The 15029-nt window shown below is 47.3% G+C and carries 15 protein-coding genes; 3 read left to right on the top strand and 12 right to left on the bottom strand.

Annotated features, from left to right (window positions below):
* Positions 1–14: 14 nt before the first annotated feature.
* The 7 genes from BC792_RS04845 to BC792_RS04815 form a co-directional block, all read right to left on the bottom strand.
* A complete protein-coding gene (locus tag BC792_RS04845) occupies positions 15–1697 on the bottom strand; it encodes a GMC oxidoreductase (RefSeq protein WP_148907859.1) in 1683 nt (560 codons plus the stop codon).
* A gap of 27 nt (positions 1698–1724) precedes the next feature.
* Positions 1725–2966: an MFS transporter gene (locus tag BC792_RS04840; RefSeq protein ID WP_148907858.1), complete on the bottom strand. Its 1242-nt coding sequence runs from the start codon at positions 2964–2966 to the stop codon at positions 1725–1727.
* Between the two features lie 78 nt (positions 2967–3044).
* Entirely contained in the window at positions 3045–3956 is a 912-nt protein-coding gene (locus BC792_RS04835) for a hydroxypyruvate isomerase family protein (protein ID WP_148907857.1), read from the bottom strand.
* A 13-nt stretch (positions 3957–3969) separates the two neighbouring features.
* Positions 3970–4929, bottom strand: coding sequence for an FAD:protein FMN transferase (locus BC792_RS04830; RefSeq protein WP_170249958.1), 960 nt, complete (start codon positions 4927–4929; stop codon positions 3970–3972).
* Between the two features lie 33 nt (positions 4930–4962).
* Positions 4963–6276: a Gfo/Idh/MocA family protein gene (locus BC792_RS04825; RefSeq protein ID WP_148907855.1), complete on the bottom strand. Its 1314-nt coding sequence runs from the start codon at positions 6274–6276 to the stop codon at positions 4963–4965.
* A 26-nt stretch (positions 6277–6302) separates the two neighbouring features.
* Positions 6303–7286: a formylglycine-generating enzyme family protein gene (locus BC792_RS04820; protein ID WP_148907854.1), complete on the bottom strand. Its 984-nt coding sequence runs from the start codon at positions 7284–7286 to the stop codon at positions 6303–6305.
* 82 nt (positions 7287–7368) lie between these two features.
* The gene (locus tag BC792_RS04815; protein ID WP_148907853.1) at positions 7369–8280 is read right to left on the bottom strand and encodes an AEC family transporter; all 912 of its coding nucleotides are present in this window, start codon (positions 8278–8280) and stop codon (positions 7369–7371) included.
* Positions 8281–8361: 81 nt separating this feature from the next.
* On the opposite strand from BC792_RS04815, the gene BC792_RS04810 reads away from it, so the two are divergent.
* Complete coding sequence (locus BC792_RS04810) at positions 8362–9498, top strand: acyloxyacyl hydrolase (RefSeq protein WP_246154849.1); 1137 nt, start codon at positions 8362–8364, stop codon at positions 9496–9498.
* A 110-nt stretch (positions 9499–9608) separates the two neighbouring features.
* Here BC792_RS04810 and BC792_RS04805 read toward each other — a convergent pair whose 3' ends face one another.
* The 5 genes from BC792_RS04805 to BC792_RS04785 all read right to left on the bottom strand — a co-directional run bounded on the left by BC792_RS04805 (position 9609) and on the right by BC792_RS04785 (position 13377).
* Positions 9609–10211 carry a hypothetical protein gene (locus BC792_RS04805; RefSeq protein WP_148907852.1) on the bottom strand — a complete coding sequence of 201 codons (603 nt, stop codon included), beginning with the start codon at positions 10209–10211 and terminating at the stop codon, positions 9609–9611.
* Positions 10212–10311: 100 nt separating this feature from the next.
* Positions 10312–11061 (bottom strand): hypothetical protein, encoded by a 750-nt coding sequence (locus tag BC792_RS04800; protein ID WP_148907851.1) that lies wholly within the window; start codon positions 11059–11061, stop codon positions 10312–10314.
* A 117-nt stretch (positions 11062–11178) separates the two neighbouring features.
* Complete coding sequence (gene pyrF, locus BC792_RS04795) at positions 11179–12012, bottom strand: orotidine-5'-phosphate decarboxylase (RefSeq protein WP_148907850.1); 834 nt, start codon at positions 12010–12012, stop codon at positions 11179–11181.
* Between the two features lie 5 nt (positions 12013–12017).
* Positions 12018–12644 carry a TlpA disulfide reductase family protein gene (locus BC792_RS04790; RefSeq protein ID WP_246154848.1) on the bottom strand — a complete coding sequence of 209 codons (627 nt, stop codon included), beginning with the start codon at positions 12642–12644 and terminating at the stop codon, positions 12018–12020.
* On the bottom strand, positions 12634–13377 hold the full coding sequence (locus BC792_RS04785) for an RluA family pseudouridine synthase (protein WP_148907849.1): 744 nt from the start codon (positions 13375–13377) through the stop codon (positions 12634–12636). The genes BC792_RS04790 and BC792_RS04785 overlap by 11 nt, the downstream gene beginning before the upstream one ends.
* Before the next feature lie 137 nt (positions 13378–13514).
* On the opposite strand from BC792_RS04785, the gene panB reads away from it, so the two are divergent.
* On the top strand, positions 13515–14330 hold the full coding sequence (panB, locus tag BC792_RS04780; RefSeq protein WP_148907848.1) for a 3-methyl-2-oxobutanoate hydroxymethyltransferase: 816 nt from the start codon (positions 13515–13517) through the stop codon (positions 14328–14330).
* A 6-nt stretch (positions 14331–14336) separates the two neighbouring features.
* Positions 14337–14948 carry a hypothetical protein gene (locus BC792_RS04775; protein WP_148907847.1) on the top strand — a complete coding sequence of 204 codons (612 nt, stop codon included), beginning with the start codon at positions 14337–14339 and terminating at the stop codon, positions 14946–14948.
* Positions 14949–15029: the final 81 nt, after the last annotated feature.

Raw genomic sequence — 15029 nt, 5'->3', positions numbered from 1 at the left:
TTTTAAAGTTGATTTTAAAGATTACCCTTTTTCAATTCACTCACTGCGAAGTCTACCGCGCGTGCCGTCAATGCCATGTAGGTCAACGAAGGATTTACACAGGCTGCCGACGTCATTGCGGCTCCGTCCGTAACAAAAACGTTTTTAGCATCCCACACCTGGTTGTGCTTATTCAGAACGGAGTTTTTCGGATCTGTTCCCATACGGGCTGTTCCCATCTCGTGGATACCCATACCGAAAGCATATTCGTTGTCATATGTATAAACATCTTTTACACCGATCTTCTCCAACATCTCCTTCATTTCGTTTTGCATGTCGCCACGCATTTTCTTCTCGTTATCTTTTATTTCCATATCCATGGCCAGGACCGGAAGCCCCCATTTGTCCTTTTTGTCCTTATCTAAATAGATTCTATTTTCATGATAAGGCAGGATTTCACCGAATGCCGTAAACCCGACTGTCCAATCTCCCGGCTCAAGCATAGCGTCTTTCCAGTCGCCGCCTACACTCATTTCAGCGACCTCTCCCGACCAACGGCCGCGGCTTGCAGCGCCCTGATAACCAAACCCGCGTACATAGTCGCGTTTTTTTGTATCACCATCTACGTTGACAAACCTTGGTACATATAAGCCTGTCGGACGACGTCCAAAGATATACTTGTCTTCGTATCCTTCGATCCGTCCACCAGCGCCACAGCGGAAGTGGTGGTCCATCGCGTTGTGTCCCAGCTCCCCTGAACTGCTACCAAGCCCGCCTTCCCAGACGTCCGTAGCCGAATTCATCAATATCCAGGTGGAGTTAAAAGCCGACGCACAGACGAAGATCACCTTTGCGAAAAACTCGTACGTTTTATTTGTTTCCGCATCAACGATCTCTACGCCTTTTGCTTTCTGTGTGTCCTTGTCGTAGATTATCTTCGTCACAATCGAGAACGGACGCAACGTTAGATTACCAGTTGCCATGGCGGGAGGTAACGTAGACGACTGCGTACTAAAATATGCGCCAAAGTTACAGCCAAGCCAACATTGATTTTGATACTGACAGTTCACGCGGCCCGTGTGGGGTTTCGTGATATTTGCGGTACGCCCCATGATGAAGTGACGTTTCCCGCCGTATTCCTTTTTCAAACGTTCTGCAAGGTCCTTTTCTACAACATTAAACTCCATTGCCGGCATGAAATCGCCGTCAGGCAGGACCGCTAGTCCGTCTCTATTTCCGGATATACCTGCCCACTTCTCTGCATAACTATACCACGGCGCTATATCGGCATATCGGATAGGCCAGTCAGTGCCATGTCCATCTTTCAGATTGGCTTCGAAGTCTAAATCGGAAAAACGGTAACTTTGGCGTCCCCACATCAGCGACCTACCGCCCACGTGGTAGCCGCGGTACCAGTCAAAACGCTTCACTTCTGTATAAGGGCTCTCTTTTTCGTTGACCCAGAAATCGAGGTTCTTTTCGTTCAACGGATAATCGCGTCTTAACACCGGATAGTCTGCTTCCATCTGCTTCGTACGCCCTCCCCTGTGTGGATACTCCCACGTATTTTTATTTGCATGGTAATCCTTTACATGTTCAACATTCCGTCCCCGCTCCAGCATGATGGTTTTCAGTCCCTTCTCCGTCAGCTCTTTTGCTGCCCAACCACCACTTATTCCAGATCCGATGACGATTGCGTCATAAACATTATCTGCCATATCTCTTCAATTTAGTTTGATTATATTTTATATAGTTTTGTTCTCTACTTTCTCATTTTTAAACAGGATCATAAAAATGATCATCACCACAAGGGCGATTCCCGCGGGCACGATCCATGTTTGCTGCCAAAAAGCCGACACATCTGTCGCCTTCAGCCCCTGATATTTCTCGCCAATAAAACCGGCTACCCAAAAGCCTATCAACTGACCCACGCCGTAAGTTGCCAACGTGATCAATCCCTGCGCGGCACTTTTATACTTGACTCCCGCTTTGCTGTCGGTATAGATCTGTCCGGAGACGAAGAAAAAATCGTAGCATATACCGTGCAATGCGATACCGATAATCAACATAAACGATAAATCGCCAGCATTTCCATAAGCAAACAGTAAATAACGTACAACCCAGGCAAGCATACCGATGATAATCGTCTTTTTAAATCCGAAACGCACAAACAGAACCGGCAACAAGAGTAAGAAAACAGCTTCCGACACCTGCCCGATGGCCATCTTTCCTGTCGCATTCGTCAGTCCGATTTCCACCAGGAAAGGATTAGCGTTCTGATAGTAGAATGCCAACGGGATACAGATCAGTATAGACGAAATAAAAAATACCAGATAGTTTCTATCTTTTAACAAAGTAATGGCATCCAACCCGATGACCGAGGCAAAAGACGGTTTCTCGTCTGAAGTAACTTTTACCGGAGGTGTTTTCGGTAATACAAACGAAAATAAGCCCAGTACCAACGACGCTATGGAGGCCATTAAAAAGGTGTTTCTCAAGGCTCCTTCGGCTGCCCCTTCCGCGGAATCCCATCCTAGCGTACTGATCGTTAGGCCTGCCACTATCCACCCGATCGTGCCAAACACGCGGATACTGGAAAACTGCTTTTCCGGATTAGTCAGCTGTCTAAACGAAACCGAGTTGACCAACGACAGCGTAGGCATGTATAGAATCATATACGTTAACACGTAAGGATAAAAAACAGCCACGTCCGACGAGTTGTACATCTGAAACATTAAAAAGGCTCCTATCAGATGCAGGATACCCAAAATTCGCTCGGCATTAAAATAGCGATCGGCGATCATTCCGATAATAAAAGGCGCGATAATTGCCCCTAACGATTGGGTGGAGAAAACGTTGGCTATTTCGAACTGCGAAGCCTTTAGGTTCTGAATCAAAAACGTCCCCAAAGTGACGAACCATGCTCCCCAAATGAAGAATTCGAGGAACATCATAAAAGAAAGTTTAAATCGTATTGACGTTGACATCTGATGATAGGTTTATAGTATAAATATATTACTTCTCCTTAAATAACAAAAATATTTTGTGGCTAAATTAATTTAGCATTAAAAATTATCCACTTCCCGATAAGCATTCACCAGTGCCTTTTCACCCTCCACGCCAGCCTTAGACATACCATGCTCCATCCCGACAACGCCGGTATATCCTTTTTCCTTCAACCACTTGAACACGTTCTTATAATTGATTTCTCCGGTAGTCGGTTCCTTGCGTCCGGGGTTATCGCCCACCTGTACATAGGCAATCTCGCTCCAGCACATATTCATTAAGTTGATTAGATTTCCTTCGTTTTTCTGCTGGTGGTAGGCATCATACAATATCTTACATGATGGGCTTCCGACGGCTTTGCAGATTTCATACGTCTGGTCGGTATACCGTAAAAAAAGATCTGGTGTGTCACTCAGTGGCTCAAGCACCATCGTAATACCGTGTGGCTCAAAGATCTCTGCCCCGCGTTTCAACGCTTCTATAATGTTAGCGGTCTGCACGCCCAGCGGCAGATTCCGCTGGTAGTCTCCGGGAACCACGGTAACCCAGCGCGCGTTAACGCGTTTGGCGACTTCCACCGACTCCCTGCATCCCTTGAGAAATATATCCACATGCTCCTGTTTGCCGGCCGCTAATGTGTTGGCGCCGTTTCCGCCTTTTGGAACCACGAAAACGCCCATACGCATGCCTAATTTAGCAAGGGTCTCACCTATTTTATTCTGTTCGTCGACGGAGCGGCCCGGCATTCCGTTGTCTTCAATGCTACGGAATCCTAGGTCGTACATGTACTTGATTTCGTCGACAAAGTTTTTGCCGGCACTGGCAGAAAACATCCCCTGGTGCGGAGCGTAATCCAGCTTAAATACGTTATCTTTATGTTGATATGTTTCTTTTGCCATAGTATCGTTTCCTAAAAGAACTGCCCCTCCGACGAGTGCAGCTCCGCTTTTGATAAAATCTGATCTCTTCATATACCAAAACTGGTTAATTTTTAATGAATTTTAAGAATCCTTTAGAAAAAACTTCCTTGAACGTTCCGTCCTTTCTGTGAATGATGTATACTTCTATCCCTTTTAAGCGGTCTGCCAGGCGGATTCCTTCTTCAGGAGTGAGCGCCATAAAGACGTTGTCGTAAGCGTCGGCGTCCATAGCAGTCTCCGCTATTACGGTTACACTCGCTGTATCGTTCTGCAATGGATATCCGTCAAACGGATTGATATGGTGATGGATCTTTTTTCCCTCAAAATCGAATGCCCTCCGGTAACTTCCTGAGGTCGTCACAGCCTTATCGCGCAACGCCAGGATGAACGGCGAGGCAGCAACGCCTTCAGGCCGCTCGATCGCAACGTTAAACGGCTCTCCGCCACCTTTATGCCCACTGGTTCTGATCTCTCCTCCGAGCTCAATGATATAGTTTTCAATTCCTCTCCGTTCCATAAAACCAGCGAGCACATCCACCGAATATCCCTGCGCGATCCCATTGAGATCGATACTTATCCGGCCATCGCGCTTACGGAGTTTTCTTTTCCTTAATTCGAGCCTGTCCATTCCCACGAACTGCAACGCGCTATCGATATCCGCTCTTTCCGGCATCTGCTTTGGACGTTTCGGTCCGAAGCCCCAAAGGCTTACCAGCGGTTTCACGGTGATGTCAAACATCCCACCCGAACGTTTATGCACCTCAAAAGAACGTTTGACGACGTTCGTCATATGCTCATCCATTTCGAACCACGACAGGGTCTCCGGGTTATTAAACGCAGAAATCAGTGACGTCGGTTCATACAATGACATTGAGCGGTCGATAACACGCAAGACACTGTCGATTTCAGCCTTACGTATAAGCTCCCGCGGCGCGTAATACTGCAGTTGATAGCTTGTACCCTGCGCAGCACCCTCTATCAAAAACCGGGGATATTGCGCAAAAGCAAAGCAGTTTAAAGACAACAACAACAAAATATAAACGCCGCGGAGTACCACTTAAATATAATATTCCGTATTTTTTCCCGGTATAGCGGCGATATAGTCACCATTTTGGTCGGGTACGATTTTGGGCATTGCATCCCATGCATATACTTCGGGTGATAGATCGACATCCGACGTCAGCGCCTTGTCCCACTTTATCACCTTTCCGGTGTAACACGCAATACGTCCGATAATTCCTGTCAATGTGCTATAGGCCCCATATTCCGCGTTATCAAACTTGTACTCGTTCTTGGCGATAGCTTCAAACAGTTCTTTGTGTTCTTGCTGGTACGCGTTCGGATTCCCTTTAGGATCATGGCGGTAGATCTCGTTTCCTTTAGCATCCCAGAGGATCGCCTGATTGCCGGCCGAGAGATATACACGGCCTTTGGTCCCCTGGAATGTCTCATCAACCCGGTTTGAAATTCCCTCAAAATGGCGGCATTGGCTATACACCACAGCGCCGTCGTCGTACGTCAGTTCGACAGCGAAGTTATCATAAATCTCGCCGTACTCTTTGCCGATACGGTGTGCCCTACTTCCCGTGCCCTGAATCGAAACGGGATATTTTCCTTTTATCCAGTTTGCTATATCAATATTATGAACGTGCTGTTCGACAATGTGATCGCCGCACAGCCAGTTAAAATAATACCAATTTCTCATTTGATACTCCATCTCGGTCTGTTCCGGCTTGCGGGGGCGGACCCAAACGCCGCCGCTGTTCCAATACACCTGACCAGAGACGATATCGCCTATCGCCCCATCCTGTATCCTTTTGATGGCCTCGCGGTAGTTGGTCTGATAACGGCGCTGTAAACCGACGACAACATTCAGCTTCTTTCTTTTCGCTTCTTCTGCCGCCGCCAGAACTTTCCGTACTCCAGGGATGTCCACCGCCACCGGTTTTTCCATAAACACGTGTTTACCTGCCTTCACCGCTTCTTCAAAATGAATAGGGCGAAATCCCGGAGGAGTTGCCAACAGGACAACATCTGCATCTTTTATAGCAGACTTGTATGCCTCAAAACCAACATATTTACGGCTGTCCGGAACGTCCACCTTATCACCGAACTTCTCCTTCAGCGTGTTATACGTGGATTCCAAGTTATCCTGGAACGCATCGGCCATAGCCACCAGCTTGATATTCTGCCCCGAAGCAAAAGCATCGAAAGCTGCCCCTGTTCCACGGCCACCGCAGCCTATTAAAGCGATTTTAATGACATCGCTTCCGGCGGCGAACACCCCTGATACAGGCGTGCTGGACAATACAGCAGCTCCTGCCAATGCAGAACCCGCTTTAATAAATTCTCGTCTTTTAAAATTATCCATCAGTTTTAGGTATTATAATTTATCAATCAGAAGTCTTTTATGGGTGCCTTGTCATAATACGCCATGATTTCTTCATGGGACGGCGGGTTTAACGGCCTAACGAGCCGCAGTCCGACAAACGGCGCCTCTGGAAACCACCAGTTCGACTTGGGTATCTGCGGATCTAGCTGCTTCCAAAAAGGATCTGACGCCATTCTTGCCGCAGAACGAAGGTCTTCGGCTTTGCTTTCGAAGGATCCTCCACGCACGCTATGCGGATACAAGGTTGTGGGGACCGCTACGGGATTGTCGGCCACCTTGCCCGAATACTGTTTATAAAAATCGGGGATATACTGGTCGAAGGTCCATTCTGCTACGTTTCCCATCATGTCGTATAATCCCCAGGCATTGGGTTTCTTCTTACCAACAGGCGCTGTTTCGCCGCCGCTGTTATCCGCAAACCACGCATACTCTTCCACGCGGGAGGCATCGTCTCCAAAGTAATATTCAGTCGTTGAACCGGCACGGCAGGCATACTCCCATTCTGCTTCCGTCGGAAGACGATAAAACACCCCAGTCCGGGTGTACAGCCATTTGCAAAACTGGATAGCATTATAATGCGTCATGGCCAATGCCGGATGCCCCTCCTTCCCCATACCAAAGGTCATATCGAGGTACGGCTTGGTCGGACGCGTTACGGCGTCTACCTCAGGCGCCACCTTTCCGTCGACCGACTGGGTCACTTCCAGATCTTTATACACGAAAGGTTCATATATGTCCCACGTAACTTCGTATGTCCCCATCCAAAATGGATCCAGTTTCACCTTATGTACGGGTTTTTCGTCGTCTTTCTGTCCCTTATCACTTCCCATCATGAACTCACCTCCTGGAATTGCTTCCATCGAAAATGCAAGATTGGTCCCGTCGAGCTTTTGAACATAGCGCTCATGCCGGGTCTGTGCAGAGGAAAGAAGGTTAGCTACGAGCAATGAAAAAACCACGGCCCCTTTTTTTACAAAGTTTGTAGTCATCAATCTAGATTTTTATAAATCGGTACTAAATATAGAAAATATATTGTAAAAAATACACTAAGCATCTTTTACAACAATCAAGTTACAAAAGGACGTGAATAAGCTGATAAGCTAACCACGTTGAAAATAAGCCTACTACAATGCTCATGCCTATGACTGAATTTCCCAGTTTGGCATTTAGGCGGAACTCCTGTAAAAGCAGGCTTGTCGACACCAGCGTTGGCATGGCCATCTCAAAATTTGCCACTTGAGCTATCCGCCCGCTGTAGCCGAGAAGATAGGTGGCGAGAATCAGTGTACCGGGGCCGAGGCAAAGTTTGTACAATAGTGACAACGCCATCACGGCAACCTCTGAGCGGTAAAAGTTAAACGACAGCTGCATACCGATGGAGAAGAGTGCCAGCGGCGATACCGTCGCCGATAGCTGTGCGAACAGCGGCTGCAGACCTGAAAAATCGACTACCGAGGACAACGAGAGGGCTAACACCGACCCTACAAAGGGTGGGAATGTAAGCACCCGCCGCAGGATATACGATACAGGGACAGATGAACGTGCCCCGCCGGAGCCCTGTAGGGCGATTACCGTGCCTACCGATGCCAGCAAAAAAAAGGTTGTCTGATCGCTGATAATAGCCCATTTAATATATTCTTCGCCAAAGTAAGACGCAACTAAAGGAAATCCGACAAACGAGGTATTGCTAAAGCCGGAGACCAGCATCAGCGTATACGTTGTGCGCCTCGACAACTGCAGCAGCTTTCCGACCCCTTTAATAAAAACGATGGCCCCGAGTAAGATAAAGCAGGGCAATATGACGCAGAGCGACAACGTGTGGTCCCATTTTAAGTCGGGAAGATAATAAAATGAGGTAGCCGGCAAACCTATATAAATTATCCAGGAATTAATAGCCTTAAAACCATCCGGTTTAACGACCTTGGAAATCCGCAGAATATACCCCGAGAGCAGGCAAAAAACAATGATAATAAAATTGGCCATCTTAATAATCGGGTTATACCTCCACCCTTTCCCAAAATTTAATAACTTTGCGGCCAAAATTATACATATTCCATAGCAACTTTGAAAAAAAATACGTTAATATTCTCTTTTATTTTCTTTATGCTGACGCAGCTCCAGGCACAGGTGGATACGTTGAAAAATGATCGACCGGCAAAAAACCCGCTTATTATTGAGGTGGAAGTGGAAAATGGCGGTATTCTGGCTTCCAAAGAAATAAGACGGACAACTTTCCAAAGCGCCTATTACAACGGCGTGAATCTAAAAGTCGGCTGGAAAATCCAACACTCCGACGATCAGTATTTCACACTCTACAACAATCCCGTATACGGCATCGGTTTCTATGCAAGCACATTCAATACCGACATTATCGGCAGTCCTTACGCGGTGTATGGATTCGTACAGTCGCCCTTCGGCAACCTCAGCAATCGGCGCTGGGGGTTTGACTACCGGATTGGCCTGGGCATATCGGGCAATTTTAACCCGTACAACGAAGACACCAACCCGCTCAACCTGGTTATCGGCGCCAGGAATAATGTGTTCATTGATCTCGGTATACGGTCGGTATATAAGATTAACCCCAATTGGCGGGCAGGAATAGGCCTGGCTTTCCATCATTTTTCTAATGGAGCGTTAAAGCTGCCAAACAAGGGTGTGAATCTTATACCGGTAACCGCTTCGATAACTTACCAGCCTAACGGCAGTTCAGTTTTGCCCGACAAAACGAAAGTAACCCCGTATCCCGACAACATCTTATATCATATCAACTATGGTGTAGGCTGGAAACAGCTCGAGCGGGACCGCGACCGCCGCTTCTTCAAAACAACTGTCAGTGCCTACGCCAGCAAACATGTTTCTCACAAGTGGCGTATGGGCGGTGGCTTCGACGTCTTTTATTCGTCGTCGGGGAACAATGATGAGATCGCCGGAGAAGACAAAGGCAAGCTCAGCGCAAAGCTTTCCGGAGGACCGTCTTTTTATCTCGTGCACGTCCTGAACAGAAATCTCGTGCTAAATGGAAATATAGGCTACTACCTTCATAAGCAATATTTTAACGGCGAGATAGAACGGATCTTTCTACGTGCAGGCGCCCGATATTATGTTTACAAAGACCTCAACGCCGGCATATCCATTAAAGCCCATAAAGGAAAGGCTGATTTTATCGAGTGGACGGTGGGATACACCTTCAACCGGAACTAATCGGCGGCGCCGGCGGGCGGGCGGGTCGACCGGTATGCAGGTGTCCGCTATCTCTACTTGGTTCAGACCACGCCCCCACTTGGCGGCGCATGGTCTGAAATTGGGCATAACTACATAACCAGTTTACCGATCCCTTTGGCCAGATTCCGGTCAACGGTAATATAACCGGGATAGTAAATGTTGCTGTTCCCGATTCTAATTGACGGCTTTATTTTGAGGACTAAGAAACCTTCGCCCTGCCGCGTAAAAATTTCGTTAAGCACGTTTTCGAGTCCTCTTTCCTGAGCTGTACCGAAGATATTTGCTTTGAAGGTCAGCGGAACGACTGTACTCTCGCCGGTGTTTAGGTTCAGGTTTTGATTAACGGTTCCTTCGAACAGGGGCTTGCCCTGTATTTCTATCAGGTATTTGAACGAGTTGATCGCAGCCCTTGTGGTTGTCGGGTTACTCACCTTCATATTAATGCGGGCTTCAAGTGGCAGGTCTTTCCGCAACATAGCGAGGGCGACACCCGGAAGAGCAGACAGGTTGACGCCATCCGGGCCGGCGAAATTGTCTATCACCCGTCCTGCTAATCTTACGTCCTGCAGCGATTCCACCGTATAATCGCATTTTGCCAAAGCTTCCACCTGGTTTCTGTTAATGGCGCAGCCTCCTAAAATAAAAACCGCGAGTACAGCCACGAAGGCCGACACTATCTTAATCCGTCTCATATTTGAATATTTATCCATGTTATCTATATTGTTACTTTATATCCGCTCGCTTGCGGATCGGTTGTCCAGCTCCGCGGCCCACAGACGAGACCGCTCGATCTCATTTCCTGCTCTTTGTAAAGTTATACGTGACTCCGAGTGTAAAAACCGCGTTTCCCGCTTTGAGATACGTATTATCTACCACATTAAAATTGAATCCGTTTGTATACTGGAGCTGAAAGCCTCTGTTCAATTCCATACGGGTAAAGAAGAGCGGTTCTATAAACAGCGCCTCTTCTGGCTGGCTTGCCATTCCGTCGATCGTGAAATCTTTCATCGCCACCCTGCTAGCACGTATGGCTGTGCCATAATTTAGATTCCGCCGTTTTCCAAATAGGTTTATCTTTTTCCTATTCGTCGAAGAATAATTCAGCTGGACAAAAATTTTGTCGAACTCCATGTTCCGGCTCTCTACAGGTTCCATTCCTATTGTAGTTGCCCGTCGTTCTATCTCAGCCGACGAACCGACACCATAACCGGCATAAACCTCTAAAACCTGTCGCTTTTCCTTACCTATTTTTGTAAAATATCCGAGTCCGCCCTCTATAAGGTGCTGTTTAAAAAGCTGATTGCTACTTTCACCTCCCCTGTCGATATAGGATCCGTTGGCGATGACCGCGACATGCCTACCCAAGGCTACTCCTGCATTTCCACTAAGGTTTCCTTTTGCATTAACATGTGCTGCCACATACGCTTCGCCCTGCTCCCTAAACATAGGAGTCGCCGGCACGTTGGGCATATACAGAGAGCTGCAAGAAGCAAAAAACGAAACAGCAGCCAGGCCGACAAAATATAGTGTTCTGATCCCCATAGTTTTCTATCAGCCTAATATCATAATTATTGTGCCAAATTGCTTCTATGAAAAAACTTTCGCAACAGCATGGTAGCCAATAGCCGTGAGCACCTGACAATTGTTGATGCCTGCTCCTTAAATAATGCCTGCCTTCTGCAGCTCCGCCTCCATCTCCTGCTGCAGCTTCAGCGCTTCCTCCCTGGCTTTTTCCGCGAAGTCTCTGCCGCTAGAAGCATAGATAACAGCTCTGGTACTATTGACAAGGAGCCCACAATCACGGTTCATCCCATACCGGCATACGTCGGCCAACGAGCCTCCTTGGGCCCCAACTCCCGGAACCAACAGAAAGTGGTCGGGCGCATGTTCTCTGACCTTGATAAAGGCGTCGCCCCGTGTGGCTCCAACAACAAACATGGTGTTTTCTATGGATCCCCAGTTGCTGACCTTATCCAGGACATATTCGAATAGCTGCACCCCTTCGGCATTTTTAAAATTCTGGAAGTCCATGCTTCCAGGGTTTGAGGTCAAGGCCAGCACGACCGCCCATTTACCTTCCGTAGTTAAAAAAGGGGTAACAGAATCATGTCCCATATAGGGTGCAATGGTTAATGCGTCAAATCCTAGCCCCGAGACGTTCTCATCAAAAAACGCCTGCGCGTACATTCTCGACGTATTTCCGATATCGCCACGTTTGGCGTCGGCAATTCCCAAACAGTCTTTAGGCAGCGCCTGCCAGGTCTTTTGTAAGGATTGCCATCCCCTTACGCCATAGCATTCGTAGAACGCGATATTGGGTTTATAGGCGACACAAAGATCTTCGGTAGCCTCGATAATAGCCTTGTTAAACGAATAAATGGGATCCTCGTCATCCAGCAAATGTTGCGGGATCTTCGTTAAATCTGTATCTAATCCGATACAAAGAAAACTCCTCTTCAGCTTGATTTGGCGAATTAGTTCCGCTCTGGTCATATAAGTTATTTGTTAAGTAGCTCTGTGATAAAGTTGGAGACTTCTGTCCGCGAGTAGTCAGCCATCCCTTCGTGGCGCGCCGCAACACGTCCCTCTTTATTTAAGATAACTGTCGTGGGGATAGACTGTCCCAGCCATTCGGGCGGGATATCACTTTGGGGATAGACCACCGGTAAATCCATATTTCCCTGTTCCATGAACATTTGGGCCTTCTGTCTCTCACCTTCTATCTCCACCAACAAAAACACGACATTGCCGTTCCCCTTAAATTTGTCCTTTAAGATCTGGATAGAGGGCATTTCGGCCTTACATGGGGGGCACCAGGTGGCCCAAAAGTTAAGAAAAACAACTTTACCTTTTAGATCCGACACCCTGACGGTATTCCCTTCATTGTTCAGAAAAGTGACTTCCGGTGCGGTATGGCCGACGGCCGACGGTGTTTGGGAACCCTCCTTTGGCTGTTCTAAATCCGGCCGGAACAATCCGATCTTCATCAGCCCTCTTTGCACCCATATACGGCCAGCGGGCAGTACGAGCACAAGAATAAGTGCGGCCACCGCTAGGTTTTTTATTATCCGTCTTATTTTCTTCTTATCAACATCAACCATACCACGTCGTCCTTTATGAATCAAATTTCTCCAGCAACTTTAACAGCGTAGCAAAGTCTTTGGGATAAGGGGCTTCAAATGCGTACACTGTTCCATCGATAGTAAATTGCACGGCCCTTGCGTGTAACGCGAAGCGTTTCATAATAGGCAGCTCCTCTTGATCTTTTGACATGGTGAAACCCCTCTTTTTGATCTGCGAAAGATATACGGGCTTACCGCGATACATGGTGTCGCCAACAATCGCGGCGTGCTGTGTTGCCAGATGGATACGGATCTGGTGCATACGGCCGGTTATCGGCCTGCATTCCACCAATGTAAAATGTTTGAAGTACTGAATAGAATTAAAGACGGTCTGGGCTACCTTGCCATTGATACGATCGATCGACACATTTTTATTCCCTTGGTTCAGTATCGGTAAGTCCACCATAAGTTCGTTGAACGTGTGCGTCCCCCCGATGATGGCGTGATAAACTTTGTTCACGCGTCGCCGTTCGAATTCGATCGATACCAATCTATACGTTTCGGGATTTTTTGCGATAAGTAAAATCCCCGAGGTATCTTTATCGAGCCGATGGCAGACCTGCGCGTCGGCATGATATTTTTTAGCAAGCCGAAGTATGTTTACCTCGCCTCCGGTGCGGTCGTCCAAGGAAGCTACAAAAGGAGGCTTGTTAATAACGATGAGATTATCGTCCTCAAAAATGATTAAATCCTGAAATTTTGGAAACTTAAATAAACGATTGTCGTTCTCCTGCATAGCTGCAAAAGTACAAAATAAAGGCGAGAAAGTTAAGCCATGCGCCTAGCCGCCGGGACGACATTTTCAAACTATTCAACCTTGTGTCTTGGTTCTATAAGTTTTTTGGTAGTTTTGCTTATTCTAAAACGTCGAAAATGTCTGTAAACAAACTTATCAAACGTGTAACAACAAATACGATCCTTTCCATGAAGCAACAGGGCGAAAAGATCAGTATGCTGACGGCTTATGACTTCTCTACGGCAAAAGCTTTGGACGAGGCCGGTACGGATGTTCTGCTGGTTGGGGACTCTGCTGCAAACGTTTTTGCCGGTTATGAAACCACGCTACCTATCACGTTGGACCATATGATTTATCATGCCAGTGCGGTGGTGAGGGGTGCAAAGAGAGCGCTCGTATTGGTCGACCTTCCATTTGGCGAATATCAAGGATCTGCTGACGACGCCTTTAAAGCGGCAGTGCGCATGATGAAAGAGTCCGGTGCCCACGCCCTGAAGCTGGAAGGAGGCGTCGAAATTTTAGATAACATAAAAAAAATTATCCACGCCGGAATTCCGGTGTGCGGGCACCTGGGGCTTACGCCTCAAGCCATTAATAAGTTTGGCACTTTTGGGGTGCGCGCACAGGAGGAAGAGGAAGCGGCGAAATTAAAGTCGGATGCCTTAGCTCTGCAGGACGCAGGCTGCTTTGCCGTCGTTCTCGAAAAGATTCCGGCAGCCTTGGCGCAGGAGGTCTCGCAGTCGTTGCGTATACCGACCATCGGGATAGGCGCTGGCAACGGATGCGATGGACAGGTTTTGGTCGTGAACGACATGCTGGGGTACACCAAAGATTTTAAACCGAAATTCCTCAGACGTTATATGAACATGTACAGTGACGTTGTGGATGCCGCTGCAAAATATGTTGCCGACGTAAAGTCCGGTGATTATCCCAATGAATCTGAACAGTACTAGCGCCACATGAAGATCCTGTTGATAATAGCTTTATGTGCTATATTGTTTTATTTTCTGTCAAGGCGGCTTTTCCTCAGAAAGGACGCCGGGGGGCTAATTAAATCAGCCAAGCCAAACAGTTATACCCATCTGGATACTTCCCCCCAGATACTGGCTCGGGTTACCCGCAATACCTTATGGACAGTCGGCATTGGAATTGGCCTGTTCTTTTTGGTGCTCATCCTCGGCATGAAAATCAAAATATTGTGGATTGCGCTGCCCCTAAGTCTTTATTTAATTGGCCAGTTAATCGTATTGACCAACCATGTGAAGACCGTGCGGAACCAACGTATATATTTCGATCCGACAACAGATAACGTAATAGTACAATACATTCAGCAGGAGACCCTGTATTTCAACCTTCTAAACGACCCGATCGGTGTGTCAGAAGTAAAATCAGTTCAAAAAAACAGAGGTACACTTTTCGGATATTACAAGATCCGTCTGCGACGTCAAACGGTGATCGTTCCCTACTTAATCGAACAGCACGGATCCTCTAGGGCCAACAGTATATTTTTCGAGCGGCTTCGCTCCTTTCGACATATAGAGGTAGAAACACGTTTGTTTCCCATTATCTAGGCCGCTTGGTAACCGTTCCCGGATCAGGTGGTTACAACAAACAAGAGAGGCTTTTGGAGCCTCTCTTGTTGTTTATAGTTT

This window comes from Sphingobacterium allocomposti, from assembly GCF_008124885.1.
In the GTDB taxonomy this organism is placed as follows: Bacteria; Bacteroidota; Bacteroidia; order Sphingobacteriales; family Sphingobacteriaceae; genus Sphingobacterium; species Sphingobacterium allocomposti.
The sequence above is the reverse complement of the archived record's forward strand: the minus strand, read 5'-3'. Positions and strand labels throughout refer to the sequence as shown.

What these genes read in the sequence shown, in the direction of transcription:
- BC792_RS04845 (WP_148907859.1), bottom strand. Translation starts at nt 1,697, where the DNA reads ATGGCAGATAATGTTTATGACGCAATCGTCATCGGATCTGGAATAAGT.
- BC792_RS04840 (WP_148907858.1), bottom strand. Translation starts at nt 2,966, where the DNA reads ATGTCAACGTCAATACGATTTAAACTTTCTTTTATGATGTTCCTCGAA.
- BC792_RS04835 (WP_148907857.1), bottom strand. Translation starts at nt 3,956, where the DNA reads ATGAAGAGATCAGATTTTATCAAAAGCGGAGCTGCACTCGTCGGAGGG.
- BC792_RS04825 (WP_148907855.1), bottom strand. Translation starts at nt 6,276, where the DNA reads ATGGATAATTTTAAAAGACGAGAATTTATTAAAGCGGGTTCTGCATTG.
- BC792_RS04820 (WP_148907854.1), bottom strand. Translation starts at nt 7,286, where the DNA reads ATGACTACAAACTTTGTAAAAAAAGGGGCCGTGGTTTTTTCATTGCTC.
- BC792_RS04815 (WP_148907853.1), bottom strand. Translation starts at nt 8,280, where the DNA reads ATGGCCAATTTTATTATCATTGTTTTTTGCCTGCTCTCGGGGTATATT.
- BC792_RS04805 (WP_148907852.1), bottom strand. Translation starts at nt 10,211, where the DNA reads ATGAGACGGATTAAGATAGTGTCGGCCTTCGTGGCTGTACTCGCGGTT.
- BC792_RS04800 (WP_148907851.1), bottom strand. Translation starts at nt 11,061, where the DNA reads ATGGGGATCAGAACACTATATTTTGTCGGCCTGGCTGCTGTTTCGTTT.
- pyrF (WP_148907850.1), bottom strand. Translation starts at nt 12,012, where the DNA reads ATGACCAGAGCGGAACTAATTCGCCAAATCAAGCTGAAGAGGAGTTTT.
- BC792_RS04785 (WP_148907849.1), bottom strand. Translation starts at nt 13,377, where the DNA reads ATGCAGGAGAACGACAATCGTTTATTTAAGTTTCCAAAATTTCAGGAT.
- panB (WP_148907848.1), top strand. Translation starts at nt 13,515, where the DNA reads ATGTCTGTAAACAAACTTATCAAACGTGTAACAACAAATACGATCCTT.
- BC792_RS04775 (WP_148907847.1), top strand. Translation starts at nt 14,337, where the DNA reads ATGAAGATCCTGTTGATAATAGCTTTATGTGCTATATTGTTTTATTTT.